The sequence below is a fragment of the Marinobacterium aestuariivivens genome (assembly GCF_042661465.1).
GTDB classification, from domain to species: Bacteria; Pseudomonadota; Gammaproteobacteria; order Pseudomonadales; family Balneatricaceae; genus Marinobacterium_A; species Marinobacterium_A aestuariivivens.
In genome coordinates, this window is the sequence record NZ_JBHSWE010000001.1 from 2,745,265 (window position 1) to 2,768,721 (window position 23,457).

Annotated in this window: 21 protein-coding genes and 4 pseudogenes; 17 read left to right on the forward strand and 8 right to left on the reverse strand. The window is 62.0% G+C overall.

Annotation, left to right across the window (positions count from 1 at the left end):
- Positions 1 to 2: 2 nt before the first annotated feature.
- Positions 3 to 521 carry a hypothetical protein gene (locus ACFQDL_RS14240; protein ID WP_379909604.1) on the reverse strand — a complete coding sequence of 173 codons (519 nt, stop codon included), beginning with the start codon at positions 519 to 521 and terminating at the stop codon, positions 3 to 5.
- A gap of 14 nt (positions 522 to 535) precedes the next feature.
- Positions 536 to 1,234: an ROK family transcriptional regulator gene (locus tag ACFQDL_RS14245; protein ID WP_379909605.1), complete on the reverse strand. Its 699-nt coding sequence runs from the start codon at positions 1,232 to 1,234 to the stop codon at positions 536 to 538.
- A gap of 494 nt (positions 1,235 to 1,728) precedes the next feature.
- Between ACFQDL_RS14245 and ACFQDL_RS14250 the strand changes: the two genes are divergently transcribed.
- The 13 genes and pseudogenes from ACFQDL_RS14250 to ACFQDL_RS14305 all read left to right on the forward strand — a co-directional run bounded on the left by ACFQDL_RS14250 (position 1,729) and on the right by ACFQDL_RS14305 (position 16,280).
- Positions 1,729 to 2,769: a sugar ABC transporter substrate-binding protein gene (locus ACFQDL_RS14250; RefSeq protein ID WP_379909606.1), complete on the forward strand. Its 1,041-nt coding sequence runs from the start codon at positions 1,729 to 1,731 to the stop codon at positions 2,767 to 2,769.
- 109 nt (positions 2,770 to 2,878) lie between these two features.
- The gene (locus tag ACFQDL_RS14255) at positions 2,879 to 3,952 is read left to right on the forward strand and encodes an ABC transporter permease (protein WP_379909607.1); all 1,074 of its coding nucleotides are present in this window, start codon (positions 2,879 to 2,881) and stop codon (positions 3,950 to 3,952) included.
- Complete coding sequence (locus tag ACFQDL_RS14260) at positions 3,952 to 4,470, forward strand: ATP-binding cassette domain-containing protein (RefSeq protein ID WP_465263961.1); 519 nt, start codon at positions 3,952 to 3,954, stop codon at positions 4,468 to 4,470. The genes ACFQDL_RS14255 and ACFQDL_RS14260 overlap by 1 nt, the downstream gene beginning before the upstream one ends.
- Positions 4,437 to 4,736, forward strand: a complete 300-nt coding sequence (locus tag ACFQDL_RS32965) for a P-loop NTPase family protein (RefSeq protein WP_465263962.1) — start codon at positions 4,437 to 4,439, stop codon at positions 4,734 to 4,736. The genes ACFQDL_RS14260 and ACFQDL_RS32965 overlap by 34 nt, the downstream gene beginning before the upstream one ends.
- A 3-nt stretch (positions 4,737 to 4,739) precedes the next feature.
- Positions 4,740 to 5,372 carry a nucleoside/nucleotide kinase family protein gene (locus ACFQDL_RS14265; protein WP_379909608.1) on the forward strand — a complete coding sequence of 211 codons (633 nt, stop codon included), beginning with the start codon at positions 4,740 to 4,742 and terminating at the stop codon, positions 5,370 to 5,372.
- Between the two features lie 371 nt (positions 5,373 to 5,743).
- Positions 5,744 to 6,712 (forward strand): transaldolase, encoded by a 969-nt coding sequence (tal, locus tag ACFQDL_RS14270; RefSeq protein WP_379909609.1) that lies wholly within the window; start codon positions 5,744 to 5,746, stop codon positions 6,710 to 6,712.
- Positions 6,709 to 8,735: pseudogene (gene tkt / locus ACFQDL_RS14275) on the forward strand (transketolase). Before tal ends, tkt begins: the two are co-directional and overlap by 4 nt.
- A 366-nt stretch (positions 8,736 to 9,101) precedes the next feature.
- A complete protein-coding gene (gene trmL / locus ACFQDL_RS14280) occupies positions 9,102 to 9,566 on the forward strand; it encodes a tRNA (uridine(34)/cytosine(34)/5-carboxymethylaminomethyluridine(34)-2'-O)-methyltransferase TrmL (RefSeq protein WP_379909610.1) in 465 nt (154 codons plus the stop codon).
- Positions 9,567 to 9,801: 235 nt separating this feature from the next.
- Positions 9,802 to 10,023 carry a hypothetical protein gene (locus ACFQDL_RS14285; RefSeq protein WP_379909611.1) on the forward strand — a complete coding sequence of 74 codons (222 nt, stop codon included), beginning with the start codon at positions 9,802 to 9,804 and terminating at the stop codon, positions 10,021 to 10,023.
- A gap of 818 nt (positions 10,024 to 10,841) precedes the next feature.
- Positions 10,842 to 12,905 (forward strand): indolepyruvate ferredoxin oxidoreductase family protein, encoded by a 2,064-nt coding sequence (locus ACFQDL_RS14290; RefSeq protein WP_379913086.1) that lies wholly within the window; start codon positions 10,842 to 10,844, stop codon positions 12,903 to 12,905.
- Positions 12,803 to 13,582 carry a DUF6537 domain-containing protein gene (locus tag ACFQDL_RS14295; RefSeq protein ID WP_379909612.1) on the forward strand — a complete coding sequence of 260 codons (780 nt, stop codon included), beginning with the start codon at positions 12,803 to 12,805 and terminating at the stop codon, positions 13,580 to 13,582. Before ACFQDL_RS14290 ends, ACFQDL_RS14295 begins: the two co-directional genes overlap by 103 nt.
- Before the next feature lie 72 nt (positions 13,583 to 13,654).
- Positions 13,655 to 14,716, forward strand: coding sequence for a Glu/Leu/Phe/Val family dehydrogenase (locus ACFQDL_RS14300; RefSeq protein ID WP_379909613.1), 1,062 nt, complete (start codon positions 13,655 to 13,657; stop codon positions 14,714 to 14,716).
- Between the two features lie 236 nt (positions 14,717 to 14,952).
- Positions 14,953 to 16,280, forward strand: a pseudogene (locus tag ACFQDL_RS14305) (sodium-dependent transporter).
- A gap of 134 nt (positions 16,281 to 16,414) precedes the next feature.
- Here the strand turns inward: ACFQDL_RS14305 and corA are convergent.
- Positions 16,415 to 17,362 carry a magnesium/cobalt transporter CorA gene (gene corA, locus ACFQDL_RS14310; RefSeq protein ID WP_379909614.1) on the reverse strand — a complete coding sequence of 316 codons (948 nt, stop codon included), beginning with the start codon at positions 17,360 to 17,362 and terminating at the stop codon, positions 16,415 to 16,417.
- A gap of 232 nt (positions 17,363 to 17,594) precedes the next feature.
- Positions 17,595 to 18,038, reverse strand: coding sequence for a YtoQ family protein (locus ACFQDL_RS14315; RefSeq protein WP_379909615.1), 444 nt, complete (start codon positions 18,036 to 18,038; stop codon positions 17,595 to 17,597).
- Between the two features lie 188 nt (positions 18,039 to 18,226).
- On the opposite strand from ACFQDL_RS14315, the gene ACFQDL_RS14320 reads away from it, so the two are divergent.
- From ACFQDL_RS14320 to ACFQDL_RS14335, 4 genes are all read left to right on the forward strand, one after another.
- Positions 18,227 to 18,541: a hypothetical protein gene (locus ACFQDL_RS14320; protein WP_379909616.1), complete on the forward strand. Its 315-nt coding sequence runs from the start codon at positions 18,227 to 18,229 to the stop codon at positions 18,539 to 18,541.
- Positions 18,542 to 18,668: 127 nt separating this feature from the next.
- Positions 18,669 to 19,028 (forward strand): nuclear transport factor 2 family protein, encoded by a 360-nt coding sequence (locus tag ACFQDL_RS14325; RefSeq protein WP_379909617.1) that lies wholly within the window; start codon positions 18,669 to 18,671, stop codon positions 19,026 to 19,028.
- Positions 19,029 to 19,281: 253 nt separating this feature from the next.
- Positions 19,282 to 19,659 (forward strand): class I SAM-dependent methyltransferase, encoded by a 378-nt coding sequence (locus ACFQDL_RS14330; protein ID WP_379909618.1) that lies wholly within the window; start codon positions 19,282 to 19,284, stop codon positions 19,657 to 19,659.
- A gap of 290 nt (positions 19,660 to 19,949) precedes the next feature.
- Entirely contained in the window at positions 19,950 to 20,390 is a 441-nt protein-coding gene (locus ACFQDL_RS14335; RefSeq protein ID WP_379909619.1) for an MAPEG family protein, read from the forward strand.
- Between the two features lie 35 nt (positions 20,391 to 20,425).
- On the opposite strand, the pseudogene ACFQDL_RS14340 reads toward ACFQDL_RS14335, so the two are convergent.
- The 4 genes and pseudogenes from ACFQDL_RS14340 to ACFQDL_RS14355 form a co-directional block, all read right to left on the reverse strand.
- Positions 20,426 to 21,591, reverse strand: a pseudogene (locus ACFQDL_RS14340) (glutathionylspermidine synthase family protein).
- Positions 21,592 to 21,594: 3 nt separating this feature from the next.
- Positions 21,595 to 22,233, reverse strand: a complete 639-nt coding sequence (locus ACFQDL_RS14345) for a DUF1190 domain-containing protein (protein ID WP_379909620.1) — start codon at positions 22,231 to 22,233, stop codon at positions 21,595 to 21,597.
- Between the two features lie 19 nt (positions 22,234 to 22,252).
- Positions 22,253 to 22,669 (reverse strand): DUF350 domain-containing protein, encoded by a 417-nt coding sequence (locus ACFQDL_RS14350; RefSeq protein ID WP_379909621.1) that lies wholly within the window; start codon positions 22,667 to 22,669, stop codon positions 22,253 to 22,255.
- Between the two features lie 18 nt (positions 22,670 to 22,687).
- Positions 22,688 to 23,337, reverse strand: a pseudogene (locus tag ACFQDL_RS14355) (YjfK family protein).
- Between the last annotated feature and the right edge of the window lie 120 nt (positions 23,338 to 23,457).

The window sequence follows — 23,457 nt, forward strand, 5'->3', positions numbered from 1 at the left end:
CTCTAAAGGATGGCTCTGGGGGCTGAACCGTTCTGGCGTAGAAGAGTGTTCTGGTCGATCATATATTCCGTCGATATTTGGTGAGCCGCAGCACCGAGCGCCCGGGCGATGCTGCCGAAATGGCCCGGCTTGATCTCGGGTCGAACGATCCCCTGCATGTCCAGTCGATCGAGCTGTCTTTCTACCTCGCCAACAAGGCGATCCCGGATGTTGGGTGGAAAGGCTCCATCGATTATCACGGCCTCGAAGTCGATGACCGCCAGGGTGGAGATTATGGCATGGGCCAGGCTTCGCCCCGCCCGGCTCATCCAGGTCTGTACAAGCGGTTCAATTGCGCCCCAGTCGCTGTCTTCGGAGTAGATTTGCAGCAATGGATCGCCGCCACTATCGGCTATCATGCGTTCGAGGACGACGAGAGAGGCGTGGTCGACCAGGCGGTCACCGCCGGGTTCGTCTGGCACGCGCAGCGGGCCGAAGCCTCCCGAGCTTCCGCGTCGTCCGGGAAAGACGCTGCCGTTCAAGACGACACCGCCACCTATGAAGGTGCCCACGAAAAAATAGACCAGGTCCTGTGCATCAATAGGGGGGCGAAAACGAGCTCGGCTCTGCACGCGGCGGTGCCGTCGTTTTCGACGGTGATCGGCCAGGGAACGAGGTGTTTTAGCTCAGCCTCCAGGTCGAAATTCCGCCATCTATCCATTTCGCTCTTCGGTGCTCCAATTTCGGCAGTCCAGCTCCACAGCTCGAACGGCATGGCCACATTCAGGCCGGCGATATCGTTCTGAGAGGTTCCGGCCGATTTCAGAAGAGATGGCAACGTCTCTTTTACGAAACGCAACGTGTCGGCTGGCGTTGGATACGAATGTAGTTCAGTTTGCCGAGCGAGCACTTCGCCCACGAAGTTGACAACGATAAGGTCGAAGGTATGTCGGCCGATCTTGAGCCCCAAATAATACCGGGCATCCGGGTTCAGCTTCATGGGGACAGAGGGCTGTCCGATACGCCCGCGAATCGGATTACACCTGAGAAGGAGTCCCTCTGCTTCCAGTGCCCGGAAGATGACTGATACTGCGTTTGGCGACAGTCCCGTTATCCTTGTCGCCTCCGCCTTAGTGAGCTTGCCATGGGTGCGGACCAGATGCAGGATCAAGCGTTCGTTGATCCCTCTTACTGTCGTCAGGTTGGATCCCTTCAGCGGATGAGCACGCAGGGAGCCTTTTTCATTACTAGCCATCTTCTTCACTCTGAACGCTGCAACTGTCGGGAACCGACACCAATTGTCACCGCTTTCACCGTTGCAGATAAGAGGGCCTGCGAACAATTTTCAGAGGCCTGCTTGGACCTGGCCCTGATGTGCCCCTCTGCTGTGTTGCAGGGCTTGGAAAGGGCTGCGGCCTAGTACTCATCCAGCTTTTTAAAGCTTCGTTTGGCATCGTTTCCAGCGTAATGACATGGAAGATGGTAGCAGAGTGACTGGATCCGACCAATACTTAATTCATTTGAAAGTACTTATTGACGGTCTATCGACTCATGTCTATGATGCGAATGGCGTGAAGTTGAAGACGAAATCGCGGTATGGCTGCTCGACCTGACGTGCGAACTGTCTGTTATGCCGCCTGGGGTAAAGTCGCGTCCCTGATGACTTCTTCTGATTGTCCATTTAATTACTTCAAAATGAATTAATTATATGGCTGGTGAAAAGACCTGTATTCCACAAGGAGAATAATAATGACCACAGTCAACGCCGGTGTTGCCGCACTGGTCACCGCTACCGCATTGATGGGCGCTGCGCTCACGGGTACCGCAATGGCAGACGAGCATAAAACAAGTGCTTGCCTGATCACCAAGACCGATACCAATCCTTTCTTCGTCAAGATGCGGGAGGGTGCCGCTGCCAAGGCCGAAGAACTTGGTATTGAGCTTAAGGCATTCGCAGGAAAGATCGACGGCGACCATGAGACTCAGGTTCAAGCCATTGAAACCTGCATTGCCGACGGCGCCAAGGGTATTCTACTCACCGCCTCGGATACTTCCTCGATAGTATCTGCCGTCCAGCAAGCCCGTGACGCAGGCGTTCTCGTCATCGCCCTAGACACACCTCTCGATCCACCTGAGGCAGCCGACGCTACCTTTGCCACGGACAACTTCCGCGCAGGTGAGCTGATCGGCGCCTGGGCTGCTGGCAAACTCGGTGATGGCGCGAAAGACGCACGCATCGGCCTTCTGAATATCAATGTCAGCCAGCCTTCCGTGGGGGTGCTGCGAAACCAGGGTTTTCTTCAGGGCTTCGGCATCGAGCTCGTCGACCCGAAAAAGTGGGGTGACGAGACCGATCCGCGCATCGTTGGCCAAGACATCTCCGAGGGGAACGAAGAAGGTGGGCGTAAGGGGATGGAAAACCTTCTCGCCAATGATCCAATGATCAATGTGGTCTACACCATCAACGAGCCGGCTGCGGCAGGGGCTTATCAGGCGCTGAAAGCCATCGGACGCGAGGACGATGTGTTGATCGTGTCGGTTGACGGTAGCTGTTCCGGCGTGGCGAATATCAGGGATGGCTCACTCGGTGCTACCGCACAGCAATATCCGCTGCTCATGGCTTCGCGCGGCATCGAGGCGATCAAGAAATGGGCCCAGGATGGCGTTAAGCCCGAGCCGACCCCGGGCAAGAGCTTCTTCGATACTGGTGCTTCTCTAGTCACGGATGAAGCTGTCGAAAACGTCCAGTCGATCTCGGTTGCAGAGGGTGCCGAACGCTGCTGGGGTTGATCATCTGCTCTTGAAGGACGGGGCTGCCGGCACGGCTTTAAATAAGCCGCGCCGATAGTCACTCCTGTCGCTCAAAACCAAATAAGTAAAAACTTCAGAGAGGACCCCCATGTCCAAAACTGATTTGAAAGGGCAAGATTACGAATCCGTTCTTGCCAATGCCAGCCAGTCCGTTGCCGTTTTCGAGCATCGCCGTTCCAGTTTCGCCCACAGGCTGCAGCACGCGCTACATATGAACCCCTCGATCGTGCCTTTGATCGTGCTCGTTCTCTCGATAGTCATCTTCAGCGCATTGCTTGGTTCCAAGTTCCTTTCGCCCTTTGCGCTTACGTTGATCCTGCAGCAGGTTCAGATCGTGGGTATCGTCGCCGCGGCCCAGAGCCTTGTCATTTTGACTGCAGGCATCGATCTCTCGGTGGGCGCGATCATGGTGCTGTCCTCAGTCGTGATGGGCCAGTTCACCTTCCGCTATGGTATCCCCGTCCCCATCAGCATCCTGTGTGGCCTTCTCTGCGGCACCTTATGCGGTTATATCAATGGCCTGCTGGTGTCGAGGGTCAAGTTGCCGCCCTTTATCGTTACTCTTGGCATGTGGCAGATCGTTCTTGCCACGAACTTCCTGTACTCCGCCAATGAATCCATACGGGCGCAGGATATCGAAACCCATGCTCCGCTCCTGCACTTCTTCGGTACGAAATTCAGCATAGGCGGTGCAGTCTTTACCGCGGGTGTTGTTTTTATGATAGCGCTCGTACTGGTGCTCTCCTATGCGCTGCGCCACACCGCCTGGGGTCGTCACGTTTATGCCGTGGGTGATGACAAGGAGGCCGCTGAGCTCTCGGGTGTCAAGACGGACCGGGTGCTCCTTTCGGTCTACATGCTTTCCGGTCTCATCTGCGCCTTCGCGGGTTGGGCGATGATCGGCCGAATCGGATCCGTCTCGCCGACAGCGGGCCAGCTCGCCAACATCGAATCCATCACCGCCGTGGTAATCGGGGGGATCTCGCTCTTCGGTGGTCGCGGCTCAATTCTCGGTACCCTGTTTGGCGCGCTCATCGTCGGGGTCTTCACACTCGGATTGCGGCTTCTCGGAGCCGATGCGCAGTGGACCTATCTCCTCATTGGCGTACTTATCATCGGCGCGGTTGCCGTGGATCAGTGGATCAGAAAGGTGTCAGTCTAATGCAAACTCCAACTCCCATTCTAGAAGCGAAGAACCTTGTAAAGCGCTACGGCCGCGTAACCGCCCTGGATCATTGCGATTTCGAACTCTACCCGGGTGAGGTTCTGGCAGTAATCGGCGACAACGGCGCAGGCAAGTCCTCCCTGATCAAGGCGATCTCCGGCGCGGTGATCCCTGAGGAGGGTGAGATTTACCTGGAAGGCAAAAGGGTTAACTTTTCTTCACCGCTTGATGCACGAGAGCATGGAATCGAAACGGTCTATCAGCAACTCGCGATGTCGCCGGCGCTATCGATAGCAGACAACATGTTCATGGGGCGCGAGCTGTTGAAACCCGGCATTAGGGGCAGGTTGTTTCGGCAGCTGGATCGCCCGGCGATGGAGAAATTCGCCCGCGAGAAGCTCAGTGAGCTGGGCCTCATGACGATCCAGAACATCCGGCAGGCAGTCGAGACGCTTTCTGGCGGCCAGCGCCAGGGGTGGCCGTGGCCCGGGCTGCCGCTTTCGGTTCCAAGGTAATCATCCTGGACGAGCCGACGGCCGCCCTCGGCGTCAAGGAAAGCCGCCGAGTGTTGGAACTCATTCTCGAAGTGAAATCTCGTGGCATCCCGATTGTGCTCATCAGCCACAACATGCCGCATGTCTTCGAGGTGGCCGATCGCATACACATTCATCGGCTCGGCAAGCGACTTTGCGTGATCCGGCCAGAAGACTACACCATGAACGACGCAGTGGCCTTCATGACCGGCGCGAAGGAACCGCCTCAATTGGCACAGGCAGTCTAAGCGATGGTGCATGCTGATATCGAAGCCGTCATGGCGCTGATAGATACTGTGGCGCGGCCCGGGCAGCGAATCCTGATCGCCATTGCGGGCCCGCCCGGTTCGGGGAAGTCAACACTCGCCGAAGCTGTAGTCGAACAGCTGAATTCGAAAGTCGGAAGTCAGTCCCAGGCGGCCCTTATTCCGATGGACGGCTTTCATCTCGACAATCAGGATCTGGACAAACAAGGACTACTGACACGGAAGGGTGCGCCAGAGACTTTCGACGCGAAAGGGCTGGTTCGACTGGTTCGTCGTATCAGGAATGGTGGTGCCGATATTCACTACCCACTGTTCGATCGAACGAGTGACCGATGTCTGGTTGACGCGGGCCTTTTGAAGGCAGGGACCCCCATCGTCGTGGTCGAGGGTAACTACCTGCTTCTCGAGGATTCACCATGGAAGGCTCTTGCTGGTCTATTCGACGCTACTGTTTTCCTGGCACCGCCCGTCGAGACTCTTGAAGAGCGGCTTATCCTGCGTTGGCTGAATTATGGACTCTCTCCGGAGATGGCTGCGGAAAAGGCACGTGGCAACGACCTTCGGAACGCACGCCTAGTCCTTGAAAAAAGTGTCACCGCCGACCTGTTACTGACTTAGGAGGTAGATGAAAGCGAAAACCTTCCTCAATGGTCTGCACAGGTGCCGCTTATATTAAAAATTCGCGATGCCGCTGAGTCAGCTGTTATCTCGAGGCTTTTCGAAGCGAGCGGGAGTACGGCCACCCCTTTCTCTGAGTTCATGGGTCTCATGTGAGCGTCCAGCTGTAACGCGCCAGCCAGGAAGCCTTGCATTCACTTCTGTCGGGAAGCGTCAGCTGACACGCCCAGGGCTCTTGCAGCCTGAAGAACGGCTTCGATGCCTGCTGAGCAACTGCTCGGTCTTGGGGGGCCTGGTAATCCGCATGGACAACCTGAAATTGCTAAACGAGCCGGAATGTTCCTCTCAACACCGACTTTCCAGGAGAGATTATGTCTACATTATTAGAGCAACTGAGACAATACAGCACCGTAGTCGCCGATACCGGTGACCTCGAGGCCATACAGCGATTCAAGCCCGAGGATGCCACCACCAATCCGTCGTTGATTCTCAAGGCGGTGCAGTCGGGCCAGTACGATGCCCTGCTCGACGAGATCGTCGCTGTCGCGCGGGACCATAACGGTACACTGGAGGACGCTATCGACGAGGCCTGCGACCGCCTGGTGGTGGCGATGGGCTGCCTGATCCTCGATCATGTGCCGGGGCGGGTTTCGACAGAGGTGAGTGCGCGCCTGTCGTTCGACAAGGAGGCCAGCATTGCCAAGGCGCGCCGGCTGGTCGAACTATACGAAGAGGCCGGCATCGGCCGCGACCGCATCCTGATCAAGCTCGCCGCCACCTGGGAGGGCATCCGCGCCGCCGAGGTGCTCGAACGCGAGGGCATCGAGTGCAACCTGACACTGATCTTCAGCTTTATTCAGGCCCGCGCCTGCGCCGAGGCCGGCGCCTACCTGATCTCGCCGTTCGTCGGCCGCATCCTCGACTGGTACCGCAAGGCCGATCCCGCAACCGACTACGCGCCCGACGAGGAGCCGGGGGTGCTGCAAGTGCGGGAGATCTACCATTACTTCCGTCGCCACCAGTACCCCACAGTGGTGATGGGCGCGAGCTTTCGCAACAGCGGCGAGGTCCTGGCGTTGGCCGGCTGCGACCGCCTGACCATCAGCCCGGCGCTGCTCGAGGAACTGGCCGGTAGTGACGGCCCGGTCACGCGGGTGCTGTCCGACAGCGGCGAGCGCGCCGGACGGCCGGCACCGATCACCGAAGTTGAGTTCCGCTGGCAGCTGAACGAGGACGCGATGGCGACCGAGAAGCTGGCCGAGGGTATCCGCGGCTTCGAGGCGGATCAGCTCAAGCTCGAGGCGCTGCTGCGCGAGCGCCTGGCAGGAGGTGCCGCATGAACGCCCCCGCAGCTCACAGCGAACTGAGCCGCCGTACCCTGGCCAACGCCGTCCGCGCCCTGAGCATGGATGCCGTGCAACAGGCCAACTCCGGTCACCCCGGCGCACCGATGGGCATGGCCGATATCGCCGAAGTGCTCTGGCGCGACCACCTGCGCCACAACCCGGCCAACCCGGACTGGCCCGACCGCGATCGCTTCGTGCTGTCCAATGGCCACGGCTCGATGCTGCTCTACAGCCTGCTGCACCTGAGCGGCTACGACCTGCCGCTCGACGCGCTCAGGCGCTTCCGCCAGCTGCTCTCGAAGACCCCCGGGCATCCCGAATACGGCTATGCCCCCGGCGTCGAGACCACCACCGGCCCGCTGGGGCAGGGGCTGGCCAACGCCGTCGGCCTGGCGCTGGCCGAACGGACCCTGGCGGCGCAGTTCAACCGGCCGGGCCATGCCATCGTCGACCATCACACCTACGCCTTCGTCGGCGACGGCTGCCTGATGGAGGGGATCTCCCACGAGGTCTGCTCGCTGGCCGGCACTCTGGGCCTGGGCAAGCTGATCGTTGTCTACGACGACAACGGCATCTCCATCGACGGCGAGGTCGAGGGCTGGTTCAGCGACGACACCCCGGCGCGCTTTCGCGCCTACGGCTGGCAGGTGATCGAGGCGGTCGACGGCCATGATGCCGCCGCCATCGATCGGGCTATCCGCGATGCGAAGGCCGAGACGCAGCGGCCGAGCCTGATCTGCTGCAAGACCACCATCGGCTTCGGTTCGCCAAACAAGGCCGGTACCCACGACTGCCACGGTGCCCCTTTGGGCGACGACGAGATCGCCGCGACCCGTGACGCGCTCGGCTGGCCCCATGCGCCCTTCGAGGTACCCGACGATATCCGGGGGCCTGGGATACCCGGGATGCCGGTGCGGCCCGCGAGCGGGACTGGCGGCAGCGCTTCGAGACCTATCGCGCCGCGCATCCGGCGCTGGCTGCCGAGTTCGAACGTCGCCAGGCCGGCGAACTGCCGCCGAACTGGAAGGCATTGAGTCTGGAGCTGTTGCAGCGCTGCCAGCAGCAGGGCCGCACCCTGGCGAGCCGCAAGAGTTCGCAGCAGGTGCTGGAAGCCCTGGGGCCGGCCTTGCCGGAGCTGCTCGGTGGCTCGGCGGACCTGGCGCCGTCCAACCTGACGCAGTGGTCCGGCTCGAAAGCCGTTTCGGCCGAGGCCGCAGACGGCAACTATATCCATTATGGTGTGCGCGAATTCGGCATGAGCGCCATCATGAACGGCCTGGCGCTGCATGGCGGTTTCATCCCGTACGGCGGCACCTTCCTGATGTTCATGGAATACGCCCGCAATGCCGTGCGTATGGCCGCGCTGATGGGGATCCGCAATATCTTCGTCTATACCCACGATTCCATCGGTCTCGGCGAGGACGGCCCGACCCATCAACCGATCGAGCAGCTCGCCAGCCTGCGTCAGACGCCGAACATGGAGACCTGGCGCCCCTGTGACGAAACCGAAACCGCGGCCGCCTGGTGTGCCGCGCTCGAACGCAGCGACGGCCCAAGTGCCCTGGCGCTGTCGCGACAGAACCTCCCGGCCCTGGAACGTAGCGAGGCGCAGATTAATGACATTAGCCGCGGCGGCTACATTCTACGGGATTGTGCCGGTACGCCCGAGCTGGTTTTGCTGGCCACAGGCTCGGAGGTGGCGTTGGCCATGAAGGCGGCTGATCGGCTAAGTGCTTCGGGTGTGGCGGTGCGGGTGCTGTCGTTGCCCTGCGTCGAACGTTTCGCCAAACAGGACGCGACCTATCGCGATACCCTGTTGCCGCCGACGGTGCGGGCACGGGTTGCGATCGAGATGGCACAACCGGACGGCTGGTATCGCTGGGTGGGTCTCGACGGTGCCGTGATCGGCATGGAGACTTTCGGCGAATCGGCGCCGGCCGAGGCGTTGTTCCACCATTTCGGCTTTACGGTCGAGCGTGTGGTCGAAACGGCCCGAAACGTCATGCGCAGGTATTGAAGTGCTGGCCGGGTACCGGATTGCCCGGCCATACCTGTATGGGCAAGCCAATAGCCTGCAACTTTTACAGAGCCGACCGAGATGCGGCACGTGATATCGCCCTTACATCGGAGCGCCTCACGATTTCGTGGCAGGCTGTATCCAGCTCCTGCCTTCCGCTATGCGGTGCGGTTCGTTGCATTCGCCAGGCCGGAGAGCCCATGGAGTGCCGGTAAGCGAAGCGACCGCCATGGATGGCGGGAGGCCGCCCCGCGGGAAGCCTGGCATTGCAGGAGCGAATGCCAGCGTACCGCACCGATTGTTTGCCGGTTTCGTGGCGTTTCAGGCACACTTAGCCTCTTTGAAAAAACGCCGAACCTCAAATCCATGCTCAACGTCGTGCTCTACCAGCCGGAAATTCCGCCCAATACCGGCAACATCATCCGCCTGTGCGCCAATACCGGCTTCCGGCTGCATCTGATCGAGCCGCTGGGGTTCGATTTCGACGACAAGAAGCTGCGCCGCGCCGGACTCGACTATCACGAATTCGCCGCGGTACGGCGCTGGCATGACCTCGAGGACTGTATAGCGGCGCTGCAGCCCGCCCATGTCTGGGCCCTGACGACCCGGGGCAGCCGCTGCTACAGCGAAGCCCGGTTCGCGCCCGGCGATGTGCTGCTGTTCGGCCCCGAGACCCGTGGGTTGCCGGCCGAGGTGCTGGATGCGCTGCCGGCCGGGCGGCGCCTGCGGTTGCCGATGAGGCAGGACAGCCGCAGCCTGAATCTGTCGAACTGCTGCGCCGTGGTGGTCTACGAGGCCTGGCGGCAGCTTGGCTTCGTGACGGGAGAATGAATTAGCATGAGTAAATTTCACGCCGAGCTTGGGGTTGGGTGCCGCTGTTGGCAAAGGGATGTGACTTAATGACCTGTATGTTATGGGGTTTTTAGTACTTGCGCTCTTTTCCGTATTAAATCTATTCACGGAAATGACCCGTGCTTTAAACCCTGAATCGGCCTATTCGAAATCCTTATTGACGCTTACGTAAAGCATTACTAGTATGTCCGGACTCTCTCCCCACAAGGGAGCGATGTTGGAAATCGAATCATCCGGCCCGCGCTACGTCGTGCCGGACAATAACAACAAGGCGTTTCTCCCGTGCCGCGATCCGGCTGGGAAGGTCGAGGATTTCAACATGGTCATCTGGCAGCATCTGCTCAAGGCGCGTCGCTGCGCCCACCTCTCCACCGGCGGCCCCGCCCGCACTCCCGACTCGTACCGAATCTCCATCGGCGCTATCGCACGGCTCTAAAACCGTCACTGCGCTTTTCCAGTTTTTTCATCAGTTTCAGCCTGTAACGCTTTTTGCGCGGACAGTGCGCGCGTGTCTGCAGGCAAGGATATCCGTATGAGTCAGGACATCAGTCTCAACGACAAGTGGGAACTCGACGCCGGCCGCGTCTATCTGACCGGCAGCCAGGCGCTGGCGCGTCTGCCAATGCTGCAGGCCCAGCGCGACAAGGCCGAGGGCCTGAGCACCGCCGGCTTCATCTCCGGTTACCGCGGTTCGCCGCTCGGCGGCTTCGACAAGACGCTGTGGCAGGCGAAGAAATATCTCGCCGAACACCATATCCATTTCCAGCCCGGTATCAACGAGGACCTCGGCGCGACCGCGGTCTGGGGTTCGCAGCAGGTGAACCTGTTCGAGGGCGCCAAATACGACGGTGTCTTCGCCCTCTGGTACGGCAAGGGACCGGGCGTCGACCGTACCGGTGATGTGCTCAAGCATGCCAATGCCGCCGGTAGCTCGACCCACGGCGGCGTACTGGCGATCGCCGGCGACGACCATGCCTGCAAGTCCTCGACCCTGCCGCACCAGAGCGACTACGCCTTCATCGATGCGATGATGCCGGTGCTGCATCCGAGCGGTATCCAGGAGATGTTCGACTACGGCCTCTACGGCTGGGCCATGTCCCGCTTCAGCGGCTGCTGGGTCGGCTTCAAGGCGCTGGCCGAGGTGCTGGATTCCTCGATATCGGCGGATCTCGACCCGAACCGGGTGCAGATCCGGCTGCCGCAAGACTTCGAACTGCCGGCCGGGGGCTCAATGCCCGCTGGCCCGACAAGCCGCTGCAGCAGGAGGAGCGGCTGCATCGCTACAAGCTCGAGGCCGCCAAGGCGTTCTGCCGCGCCAACCGCCTGGACCGGGTGGTGCAGGACAGTTCCAATGCCCGCTTCGGCATCGTCACCACCGGTAAGTCCTACCTCGATGTGCAGCAGGCACTGGTCGATCTCGGCCTCGGCGAAGCCGAGTGCGCCGCCATCGGCCTGCGGCTGTACAAGGTCGCGATGCCCTGGCCGCTGGAGCCGGAAGGGGTGCGCGAATTCGCCACCGGACTCGAGGAGATCCTGGTGGTCGAGGAGAAACGTGGCCTGATCGAGGAACAGCTCAAGGAGCAGCTCTATGGCTGGCAGGACCAGGTGCGTCCGCGCATTGTCGGCAAGCGTGATGACCAGGGCGCCGAGCTGCTGCCGTCGATCGCCGAGCTGACCCCGGCGATGGTGGCCCGCGCCATCGCTTCGCGCCTTCAGGGCAAATATGACAGCGACAGGCTGCGCCAGCGTCTGAGCTTCCTCACCGACAAGGAAGCGAGCCTGGCGCAGCCGCGGGAACTGCTCGAGCGCACACCGCATTTCTGTTCCGGCTGCCCGCACAACACCTCGACCGTGGTGCCGGAAGGCAGCCGCGCCCTAGGCGGCATCGGCTGTCACTACATGGCCACCTGGATGGACCGCGACACCGACACCTTCACCCAGATGGGTGGCGAGGGGGTGACCTGGGTCGGCCAGGCGCCGTTCACGAATGAAAAGCATGTATTCCAGAATCTCGGCGACGGCACCTATTTCCATTCCGGCCTGCTGGCCGTGCGCGCCGCCATCGCCTCGGGTGCCAACATCACCTACAAGATCCTCTACAACGATGCGGTGGCGATGACCGGCGGCCAGCCGGTGGACGGCACCCTGACGGTGCAGCAGATCAGTCATCAGCTCTATGGCGAGGGCGTGCGCCGCATCGCCGTGGTCAGCGACGATCCGCAGAAATACCCGTCGCGCGCCGATTTCGCCGATCGCACCACCTTCCACCACCGCGACGATCTCGACGCGGTGCAGCGCGAAATGCGCGAGATCGAGGGCTGCTCGGTGATGATCTACGACCAGACCTGCGCCGCCGAGAAGCGTCGCCGCCGCAAGCGCGGCACCATGGAAGACCCGAACCAGCGCGTGCTGATCAACCCGGAGGTCTGCGAGGGCTGCGGTGACTGCGGCGTGCAGTCCAACTGCCTGTCGGTGCTGCCGCTCGAGACCGGGCGCGGTCGCAAGCGCACCATCGACCAGTCCGCCTGCAACAAGGACTTCAGCTGCGTGCGCGGCTTCTGCCCGAGCTTCGTCACCGTCAAGGGCGGCAAGTTGCGCAAGCCCGCCGGTGTCGGCCAGGTCGAGTTCCCGGCGCTGCCGGAACCGGTCTTCGTCGGCGAGAACAACCCCTACGGCATTCTGCTGACCGGCGTCGGCGGCACCGGCGTGGTGACCGTCAGTGCACTGCTGGGCATGGCCGCCCATATCGAAGGCAAGGGCGTGGCGGTGCTGGACCAGGCGGGCCTGGCGCAGAAGTTCGGCGCGGTGGTCAGCCATGTGCGCATCGCCGAGCGTCAGCAGGATATCCATGCGGTGCGCATCCCGGCCGGCGAAGCCGATCTGATGATCGCCTTCGACCTCATGGTCGGCGCCAGTGCGGACGCGCTGGCCAAGCTCGACAGCCGCTTTTCCCGCGCCGTGGTCAACACCCAGAAAGCGATGCCGGCGGCCTTTACCCGCGAGCCGGACCTGAAGTTCCCCGGCGAGTCGATGGAGCGCGCGATCCAGGATGCGGTCCGGGCCGACGGCGGCTTCTTCCTCGATGCGTCGGATCTGGCGCTGGCGCTGATGGGCGACGGCATGGCGGTGAACCTCTTTACCCTGGGCTTTGCCGGCAGCAGGGACTGCTGCCGCTCAAGGCCGAGTCGATCGAGCGCGCCATCGAGCTCAACGGCGTGGCCGTCGAGAAGAACAGGCAGGCGTTCCTCTGGGGGCGCCGCGCCGCCCACGATCTGGTGCGGGTACAGGAGCTGGCGCATCCGACCGCACAGCCCCTGAAGATCCTCGAGACGCCGGAGCAGATCATTACCCGCGAGAAGGCACACCTGAGTCGTTACCAGAACGCCGCGCTGGCCAGGCGCTACGAGGACCTGGTGCGCAGGGTCGAAGCGAAGGCGAAAGAGGTGCTGGGTGGGGATTCGGTGTTGCTCCGGACCGTAGCCGAGAACTATTCGAAGGTGCTGGCCTACAAGGACGAGTACGAAGTGGCGCGTCTGTACAGCGATGGATCCTTCCGCAAGCTGCTGGCCGAGCAGTTCGAGGGCGAGGTCGAACTCGAATTCAACCTGGCGCCGCCGCTGCTGAGCCGTGCAAAGAACGGAGAACGGCCCCGCAAGCGCAAGTTCGGTCCCTGGATGGAGTCCGCCTTCGGCCTGCTGGCGAAGGGGAAAGTCCTGCGCGGCACGCCGCTGGACCCGTTCGGCTACAGCGCCGACCGTCGCCTGGAGCGTCGCCTGATCCGTGAATACGAGGCCGATATCGCCTGGCTGCTCGACCACCTGCGTCGCGACAACCTCGAGGACGCCCGTGCCCTGGCGGCACTGCCTTCGCAGATCCGCGGCTACGGCCCGGTCAAGGATGCCGCCTACGAGCAGGCAGCCGGCCAGCGCAAGCGGCTGCGCGCCCGCCTCGATGCGCCCGAAATGATCGACGCCGTTTCCGGCGCCGCTGTTTGATCCACGAATGATTACGTGATCCGGCCTCTCCGGAGGCCGGCAGGCACTTTACGCATAAAAGGAACAACAACAATGTCCGTTTTCAGCCACCCGGAATTCGACAACCATCAGCACCTGTCCTTCTTCAGCGATCCGGAAACCGGCCTGCGCGCCATCGTCGCGGTGCACAACACCAATCGCGGCCCGGCCCTCGGCGGCTGCCGCATGTACCCCTATGCCAGTGACGAGGAGGCGCTGCGCGACGTGCTGCGCCTGTCGAAGGGCATGACCTACAAGTCGGCGCTGGCCAACCTGGACCTGGGCGGCGGCAAGTCGGTGATCATCGGCGATCCGCGGGCGCACAAGAGCGAGGCGTTGCTGGAAGCCATGGGCCGTTTCCTGGAACAGCTCGGCGGTCTCTACATCGCCGCCGAGGATTCCGGCACCAGCGTTGCCGACCTCCAGGTGATGGGGCGCCAGACCCGCAATGTCGCCGGCGTCGCGGCGCGTCTGGGCTTCGACGGACAGCCGAGCAACGGCGACCCGTCGCCGGCCACGGCCTACGGCACCTTCGTCGGCCTGAAAGCCGCAGTCGCTCACAAGCTCGGTCGCAGCGACCTGGAAGGACTGACCGTGGCGGTGCAGGGCATCGGCAACGTCGGCTATCGCCTGGCGCGCCATCTGAGCGAGGCGGGCGCGAAACTCTGGGTGCACGACGTCCATGGCGAGTCGGTCGAGAGGGCGGTCGACGAGCTGGGTGCCACCGCCGTCTCCGGCGATGAGATCCTCAAGCTCGACGTCGATGTGGTGGCGCCCTGTGCCCTGGGGGCGGTGCTGAACGACGACAGCATCGGCCAGCTGCAGGCGAAGGTCGTCGCCGGTGCCGCCAACAACCAGCTGGCACTGGCGCGCCACGACGAGGCGCTGGTCGAGCGCGGGATTCTCTATGCGCCGGACTTCGTCATCAATGCCGGCGGCATCATCGATGTCTGCTACGAGCGCAATGGCCACGATGCCGCGACCGTGCGCGAGCACGTCGAAACCATCGGCGACACCCTGAGCGAGATCTTCGCCCGCTCCGAGCACGGCAGGCAGCCGACCGGCGTCATCGCCAACCGCCTGGCCGAAGAGCGCTTTATGGGCGTTGCCCGGTAAACCGCTGATCGTAGGTTGGGTGGAGCGTAGCCTGGAATGAGCTTGCGAATTCCGGGTTTCGTGGCGGCGCGTCGGAATTCGCCCCTTCGGGGCTCATTCCAACCTACGAAAAGCGAAACAGTCTCTATCCATAAAAACAACATCTGGAGAGAAACGTGACTCAGTCTACGTCCAATACCGCGGCCGTCGGTGCCGTATCCGGGGCCTCCGCCAAGCGCGGTTTCTGGTCCTCCCGCATGGCCTTCGTGCTGGCCGCCACCGGTTCCGCGGTCGGCCTCGGCAACATCTGGAAGTTCCCCTACATCACCGGCGAAAACGGCGGTGGCGCCTTCGTGCTGGTGTACCTGCTCTGTATCGCGGTGGTCGGCATCCCGATCATGATGGCCGAAGTGATGATCGGCCGTCGCGGCGGCCGCAGCCCCATCAACAGCATGCGCATCCTGACCGAGCGCGACCGGGTCTCGAGTCGCTGGCGCTGGCTGGCTATCGTCGGGGTGCTGGCGTCCTTCCTGATCCTGTCGTTCTACTCGGTGATCGGCGGCTGGGCGGTGTCCTATGTCGGCACCGCCGCCAGCGGCCAGCTGAGCGGCCAGAGCGCCGAGGTGATCGGTGCCATCTTCTCGGGACTGCTGGGCGACCCCGGCAAGCTGCTGATCTGGCACTCGGTCTTCATGGCCCTGACCATGCTGGTGGTGGCGCGGGGTCTGCGCGGCGGTCTCGAGCGTGCCGTGACCATCCTGATGCCGGCGCTGTTCGTGCTGCTGCTGTTGCTGGTGGGCTACTCGATGACCACCGGCCATTTTGGCCAGGCCGTGACGTTCCTGTTCCAGCCTGACTTCTCCAAACTGACCACCGAGGGCGTGCTGGTGGCCCTGGGGCATGCGTTCTTCACCCTGAGCCTGGGCATGGGCGTGATGATGGCCTACGGCTCCTATCTCAACAAGAATGTCTCGATCGCCAAGACCTCGATGCTCGTTTCGGTGATGGATACCGGCGTGGCACTGCTGGCCGGTCTTGCGATCTTCCCGATCGTCTTCGCCAACGGCCTGGAGCCCGGCGCCGGCCCCGGCCTGATCTTCCAGACCCTGCCGCTCGCCTTCGGCCAGATGCCGCTGGGCAGCCTGTTCGGCACCCTGTTCTTCGTGCTGCTGGTGTTTGCGGCCTGGACCTCCGCGATCTCGCTGCTCGAGCCGCTGGTGGAATGGCTCGAAGAGCAGAAGGGCATGAACCGCCTGGTCAGCACCCTGGGTGCCGGCGGTGCCTGCTGGCTGCTGGGGATCGGCTCGATCCTGTCCCTCAACGAGTGGTCCGGCTTCGCGCCGCTGGGCATGTTCGCCGCCTTCGAGGGCAAGACCATCTTCGACCTGCTCGACTACCTGACCGCCAATATCCTGCTGCCGCTGGGCGGTCTGCTGGTCGCCGTCTTCGTCGGCTGGTTCATGGCCCGTCAGGCACTGGAAAACGAGCTGTCGCTGCGCGGCCCTGGTTCGGCCTCTGGTACGGCGTGCTGCGCTACGTCACCCCGGTCGCCGTGGCCATCGTCTTCATTTACAACCTGGTGTGACGGGTTAAGTGTCACCGTAGGGTGCTGCTGAGCGACAGCGAAGCGCACCGAGACCGATGGTGCGGTTCGCTCCGCTCACCGGCACCCTACAATCCTTCACGCCGTTGCGCGTCACCCGTCACGCGTCACCCCAGTCACAGCCACCCCTTGCGCTTGAAGTACGTATAGGTCCCGGCAGCGCTGGCGACCATCAGTCCGATCGCCATCGGGTAGCCCCAGCGCTGGCTCAGTTCGGGCATCACCGCGAAGTTCATGCCGTAGATGCTGGCGATCAGCGTCGGCGGCAGGAACATCACCGCCGCGACCGAGAAGATCTTGATGATCTTGTTCTGCTCGAGATTGGTGAAGCTCATGGTCGCGTCGAGCATGAAGTTGACCTTGTCGAACAGGAACTGGGTGTGGGGCAGCAGCGACTCGATATCCGCCAGCATCTGCTTGATCTCGCGGCGGTTGTCCTTGCTCAGGCGTTCGGCATCGTAGCGCTGCAGGAAACGCAGCGAGCGCTGGGTATCGAGCAGGCTCAGACGGATCTTGCCGTTGGCATCCTCCTGGCGGGTGATCAGCCTCAGAATGGCGTCGAGCTGCTCGGTCTCGAACACCTGGTCCGAGACGTTTTCCAGGATGGTGTAGACGTCCTCGATGGCGTCGGAGAGATAGTCGACCTTCAGCGCGAACAGCTGCAGCAGCATCTCCAGCGGCCCGGTGGCCTGGATGCGCTCCTGGCGCAGGTACTGGCGCAGCAGCCGGAACAGGCTCAGATCCTCCTCGCGGACGCTGATCAGCAGGTTTTCGCGCAGGTTGAAGGAGACGTTGAAGGTGCGCAGGTCCTGACCGACCTTGTGCGGGAACAGGGAGTTGATATGGATGCCGTCCTGGTCGACGAAGAAGCGGGACGAGGCTTCGATCTCGTCGATATCCTCCTGCCCCGGCAGTTCTCCGACGAACTGGTCATTGAGCCAGCCGCGCTCGGTTTCGTCCGGCTCCAGTGCATCGACCCAGACCGCGCCCTCGGGCAGCCGTTCATCGGCCCCGATCGGCGTCTTGCGCAGACGGTTGTGTTCCAGTTGGTAGGCTGCCAGCATCGCGCGACCAAGCTCCCTGTCGTTCGTTTCGACAGATTATATAAACCCGGCCAACAAATTGCCGGGTTTATATCGCCGCCGCGGCCTGCACCGTCGCTTCTACCGGTGTAGGGTGCTGGTGACCGCCATGGATGGCGGAAGGCCGCCCGGCGGAAATCCTGAAGTTGCAGGAGCAAACTTCAGGGAAGCGAAGCGCACCGCAGAAGCGCGCCGCACCGCAAAGGTGCGCCGCTTACTTGCCCTGGGTTACGTAACGCAGAATCTCGACCACCTGTTCAGGCTCCTGGGCCCAGGCCATGGCCGCCGCGTCGACTTCCTTCAGCGGGTGGATAATATCGGCATCGTGCAACGTGATATAGGGTGTCCCCAGCGCGGCGAGATAGCCGGCATCGAAGGCGGCATTCCACTGCTTGTACTGGCTGCCGAAACGCACGACGGCGATATCGGCGCTTTCGATCAGGGTCTTGGTGCGGATGGCGTTGACCTTGGAAGACTTGTGGTCGCGCCAGAACGGCTTGTCCTCGGCGCCGAGGTGATCGCCGGCGGCATCGGAGGAATCGTGGTCGGTGTTGGGGCCGACGAACTCGACCGGCAGATCCAGCTTGTGGCAGCCGTCCTGGATGCGCTCGCGCCAGTCGGTATGGATTTCACCTGAGAGATAGACGGTCCAGATCATCGGAAACCTCCTGAATGGGTTTGTGTATACAAAATGTTGGCGTTTTGTGCATTGTCCCGGACATGGCCGGCAACTGCAACCCGAGGGCCGGTCACGCAATCCCGGAATCTGGGCTAAGCTCGATTAACGGTGGGCGCCTGTGCCATATTCAGGTTTCCCCGGACGCACAGCAGCATGGATGGACAGAGATGCAGTCGTTACTGATCATTACCGAAGTGTTGGGCTACGACGACCAGGCCGGATGTCTGCACGCCCTCTGTCACGATGGCCGTCAGTTGCAGGTGCAGTCCGAGCCCGGCCAGCGGGTCAACTGCGACACCCTGCTGGCCCAGCGCTGCCCTTTCTTCCTGCTCTGCGACCGCCCGCCCGAAGTCCTCGGCGATCTGCTGATGCTCTCGCCCCGCGCCCTGATCAGCGTGCCGCCGTTTTCGACCGAGGAGGTCGCGGCGATGCTCGACAGCGGTCAGGCGGAACAGGTGCTGGAGCAGGTGCTGGGACGCTAGTCCAGTCGCCCGAAATAATAAGTGCCTGCCGGGCCGGCGCATCGGGAAAACTGGCCTTTCAGGCTTCCATACAGGCGTTGGGCGTCTATGCTTCGCAACGCCTGAACCTGGACATGAGGAACGCGAGATGAACCTGGCGAATATTGTTCAACGTGGTTGGGACGCGGTTGCGGCTGCGGATTTCGATGCCCTGGTCGCCGACTATGAGCAGGACATGACATTCATCATGCCCGGGCAGGCCAACGTGCTTGAGGGAAGGCAGGCGTTTCGCGCTGCACTGGACGGCTTGGATCGGATTCTTCCGCCGGGCTTCGAAATAACGGGCCTTCGTCAGCTCGAAGGTGCCAACGAAGTCGTCTCGATAGTCGAGTGGAAGTCCGAGAAGGTAGCGGGCTCACAGCTTTCGGTTTTGTTCAGGTTCAGGGGTGACAAGATCTTTGAAGAGCGCTGGTTCATCGACACCGAGCAGTGGAAGAGTGCGTTTTAAGGTTGCCGCGATATGCCAGACCCTTCGTTCATACGTGGGTACGTTCGGGCCAGGCGTTAGGGTGCCTGGCTGGCTATAGAAAGTCGGCGCAACAGCAGGTCAGCGAAAATCAAACAGGGACGGAGAATTGAAGAGTCCGAAAAAGTTCTGGGACAAGGCCGCGCCCCGTTACGCCAAAAGTCCGATTCGGGACGAGAAAAGCTATAAAAAGAAGCTGGCAATCACGCAGGAATACTTCCGGCCCGACTGGTCCGTGCTGGAGTTCGGCTGCGGTACCGGCAGCACGGCCATTATTCATGCGCCCCACGTCAAGCATATTGTCGCGACCGATATATCGGAAAAGATGCTGGATATCGCCGGCCGGAAGGCGCGGGATGCAGGCGTTGAAAACATCAGCTTTCGCCAGGGCACCCTGGAGAGCCTGGAGTTGGAAGCGGAAAGTTTTGATGCCGTGCTGGGACTCAACATCCTGCATCTGCTGGAGGATGTGGAGGCGGCCATTGCCAGAGTATATGAATTGCTGAAACCAGGCGGCATCTTTGTTTCCAGCACCGTGCTGATCGCTGAGGTGAAGCTCCGCTGGCGGTTGTTGATTCCGGTGATGCAGTTCCTGGGCTTCGCCCCCATGTGAGTCGTTTCGACAGGCAGGAGCTGCTGTCCATGCTGACCCATGCCGGCTTTAGCATCGATTACGAGTGGCAGCCGGGGGCGGAATCGGTTTTTGTGATCGCCAGGAAGTGAAGAGCAGCCGCCCCGGGCGTTCACCCCCGCGGCGGTTGCCCTCAATGCATCAGGAAGAAAGGCATCGTCAAAGCGCGCGCATCGGGGCGCCTGCGGGGTGTACAGGGTTCCTGTTCGGCTATCCTGTATGAAAATCCTCTGATACCGGTCGAGAGCGCAATGTTGAGTCTGGAAAACCCGGTGTTCGCCAGCTACCTGCTGGCCGCTTCGATCATGTTGCTGAAGCTCATGCTGCAGCCATGGATGACCGTCGTTCGAATGATGACAGTACGGGGCGGCTTTCGCAGCCCGGAAGACGCCAGGCGGAGCCCGCTCAACCCGACGCCCGATGCCGCCCAGCTCGAGCCGAACGAGTATGTCGAACGGTCTCGGCGCATGAACCTGAATGACCTGGAGAGTATCCCCGGCTTCCTGATTGCCGGGTTTCTGTTCGTGCTCACCGATCCGCCACTGTTACTGGCACAGGTATTGATATGGGTGTACGTCCTGGCCCGGGCCGCACACTTTATTGCCTATTTGACCGCACAGCTGCATGACGTCCGTGCAACCTTCTGGACCTTCAGCTCCCTCCCGGTCATCGCCATGGTCGTCTACATGCTCTTCCGGGTTCTTGCTGCCTGAATCCCTGCCTTCGGGTATGACGGGCGCAGAGCCGCTCAGCCCAGGATGATGTGGGGCAGGAAGCGGGACAGGTCCTGGGTGATCAGGCTCTTGTCCTCGCGAATGGAAATGCCCGCCGGTTTGTCGTCGACCAGCCAGGACCCGATCAGGGTGTAGTTGTCGCCGAACCGGGGCAGCGGGCAAAAGCCCTGGTAGATAAAGCCCTCCTCGCCGTAGGGGCCGTCACTCTGATGGACCACTTCGCCGCCCTGCAGCACGCTGATATTGGCCCCTTCCCGGGAGTAGACCGGCTTCCTCACCAGGCGGGTTTCGGCGGCGCCGCCGACTTCATCCTCGAAATAGGCCGGCAGCAGGTTGGGGTGATTCGGAAACATCCGCCACAGCATCGGCAGCAGCGCCTTGTTGGACAGGATGCACTTCCAGACCGGTTCGAGGAAATTGACGCCCGACGTCATGATCAGGTCGCCGTAGGCTTCGCGCTGCATGAACTCCCAGGGTAGAGCTTGAACATCCAGGTGATGACCCGGTCATCGAGATCGGTCAGCCAGCCGCCTTCGCCGTGGCCGAGGTCTTCGACGAAGATCAGCCGGGTGTCGATACCGGCCTCTTTGGCGCAGTCCTGCAGATAGGTGATGGTGCCGAGGTCCTCGTCCGTGCCCTTGCAGCAGCTGAGGTGAAGCCGCTGGCCCGGGTAACGCGTCTTCAGCTCGGCGAATCGCTGCACCAGTTTCTCCTGCAGCGAGGTGAACTGGTCGGCGGCCCGGGGCAGGGCGCCGCGGTCCACCTGCTGCTGCAGCCAGAGCCAGGACCAGAAGGCGCTTTCGTAGACGGAGGTGGGGGTGTCGGCGTTGTTTTCCAGCAGTTTCGCCGGCCCGGTGCCGTCGTACGCCAGGTCGAGGCGGGAGTAGAGGCTGGGCTCCTGTGCCTGCCAGGAGCGGGCGATGTGGTCCCAATAGGTTTCGGGAATGCAAAAGCGCTGCATGAGCTCTTCGCTGCGCACCACCCGGTCCACCACCTCCAGGCAGAGGCCGTGCAGTTCGGCCGTCGGCGTCTCGAGGTGATCCTCGATCTGCTTCAGGCTGAACTGGTAATAGGCGCTTTCGTCCCAGTAGGCCTCCCCGTACAGGGTATGAAAGTGGAAACCGAACTCGTCGGCGGTACGCCGCCAGTCCGGGCGTTCGGCGATCGGGATTCTCAGCATCGATCAGCCACCCCAGCTCGAGCGGCTACTGCCCCAGGAGGCTTTGGCGGCAGCCTTGGAACCGAAGCCGCCGCGGGACAGTGTCCGGGTGACGGCCGGTTTGGGCTTGAAGGCGTCACGATCGACTTTCACCGTGGTGAACTTGCCCGGACGCACCTTGCCGTACAGGGTGCCGTCGCTGCCGTAGTAGCCGCCGTAGAGGCGTCCGTAGCCGGTAAACACCGGTGTCGAGTAGCGGCAGCCGCCGTAGCTGGCGTAAGCGCCCGGCGGGCAGCGGCGACGGTCGTCGAGGTCATCCAGCACGTTGGCGAGCATGAAGCCGGCCAGCGCGGGCATGAACCAGTTGTTGCCGTTGCTGACGCACTGGCCGAACTCGGCCTCGCAGTCGTTTTCGGTGCGAAACTTCGGCGCCGTTTTGGCCGCTTCGGCGACGGCCTGCCGGTAGGCCGCCTCGCAGACCTCGACATGCTCCGGGTAGTCGGTCTTGCAGGCATCGGTGCTGGGATAGATTTTGGCTTCGGTGTTGTCGTTGCCGCACCCGGTCAGGGCGATGGCGCCGCCGACCAGGGTGGCGAGCCGGGTCAGCTGGAAGGCCGGTTTCTTGCGCATCCGGTTCAGGTCGATGAATGCTGTTCTCTTCATGTCCTTGCCCCTCCCCAGATCAGTAGGACATGCAGGCGGCATTGAGCAGGCCGATCGATACCGACACGAAGCCGACCATGATGCCGGCCGGGACCTCGTCCTGCTCGATGCGCTCGACGATCTTCGGCATAAAGCCGAAGCGCACGATGGCGAACGCCAGCAGCTGGGCGACCAGTGCCACCAGCGCCCAGATGGCGAAGTCGATCAGGCCGACGGAGTTCGAGGCCGCGCCGGCCAGTGCGATCGAAAAGCCCAGAATGGCGCCGCCGAAGGCCCAGGACGCGGCCGTGCTTTTCTGATCCTTGATCAGCTGCCATTCGTCATGGGGCGTGACCAGGGCATAGAGGAATTTGAACAGCAGCAGCGCCACCAGGCTGAGGCCGAAATAGAGTGCAAAGGCGGCCAGACCGGCCAGCGACTGGGTGATAGCATCCATGACTTCTGTCTCCTTCTGTTAGCTGATCACTTCGAAATCCGCCTGGCTGAGGTTGATTCCGGTGCTCAGGACCAGGCAGCGATCGGGGTGGTTGTCGATAATCTTTTCTTCGCCGCTCACCAGCAGGAATTCGAACAGGTCGTCGCCGAGATCCAGTTCGTAGAGCATGACGAACTGATCGGTTTCGCCTGCGGGCTCGTCGAGGGTATGGGTTCGCTCGGTCATGGCGACCGGCGGATTTTCCCCGTGGCCTGCCAGACACGCTTGAACCTTTTGCCTTCGCATTCGAACTCGGGCTTGCTGATGCCGGCGGCGAGCAGTGCATTCCAGTCCGCTTCAGTGCCGACGCCGCGGGTGTCGTAGAAGTGGAAAAGTTTGACGTCGCTGACGTGCTCATCGCCCATGCCGCCCGAGAGGGCGACCTGAATGAAGGCATCGTCGTCGGTATAGTAGCGCAGCAGGGTGCTGGACTGGTCCAGCCTGACGATCCCCAGCGCCTGGATCATCTGGACCCGGGCGATATTGTCGGTGATCAGGCGGTCGTCGAGCAGTCGCAGGCGCAGCTCGTTGAGCTCGACGCTGCCGCCGAGCCTCAGCCCCAGCACTTCGGGGTACTCGGACGCCGCCGCTTTGCCGGGGCGGGACTTGGATTTTAGCCAGCTGAACATCTTGGTGTCTCCCGGTTACTAACCTGGCATGCAAATAGGTTCCCTACCTATTTGCATATCACGCCACGGAAACGGGCGCAGGTGCGCGAACATGCTGGTTTCCGTGGCGTTCGCATTGGC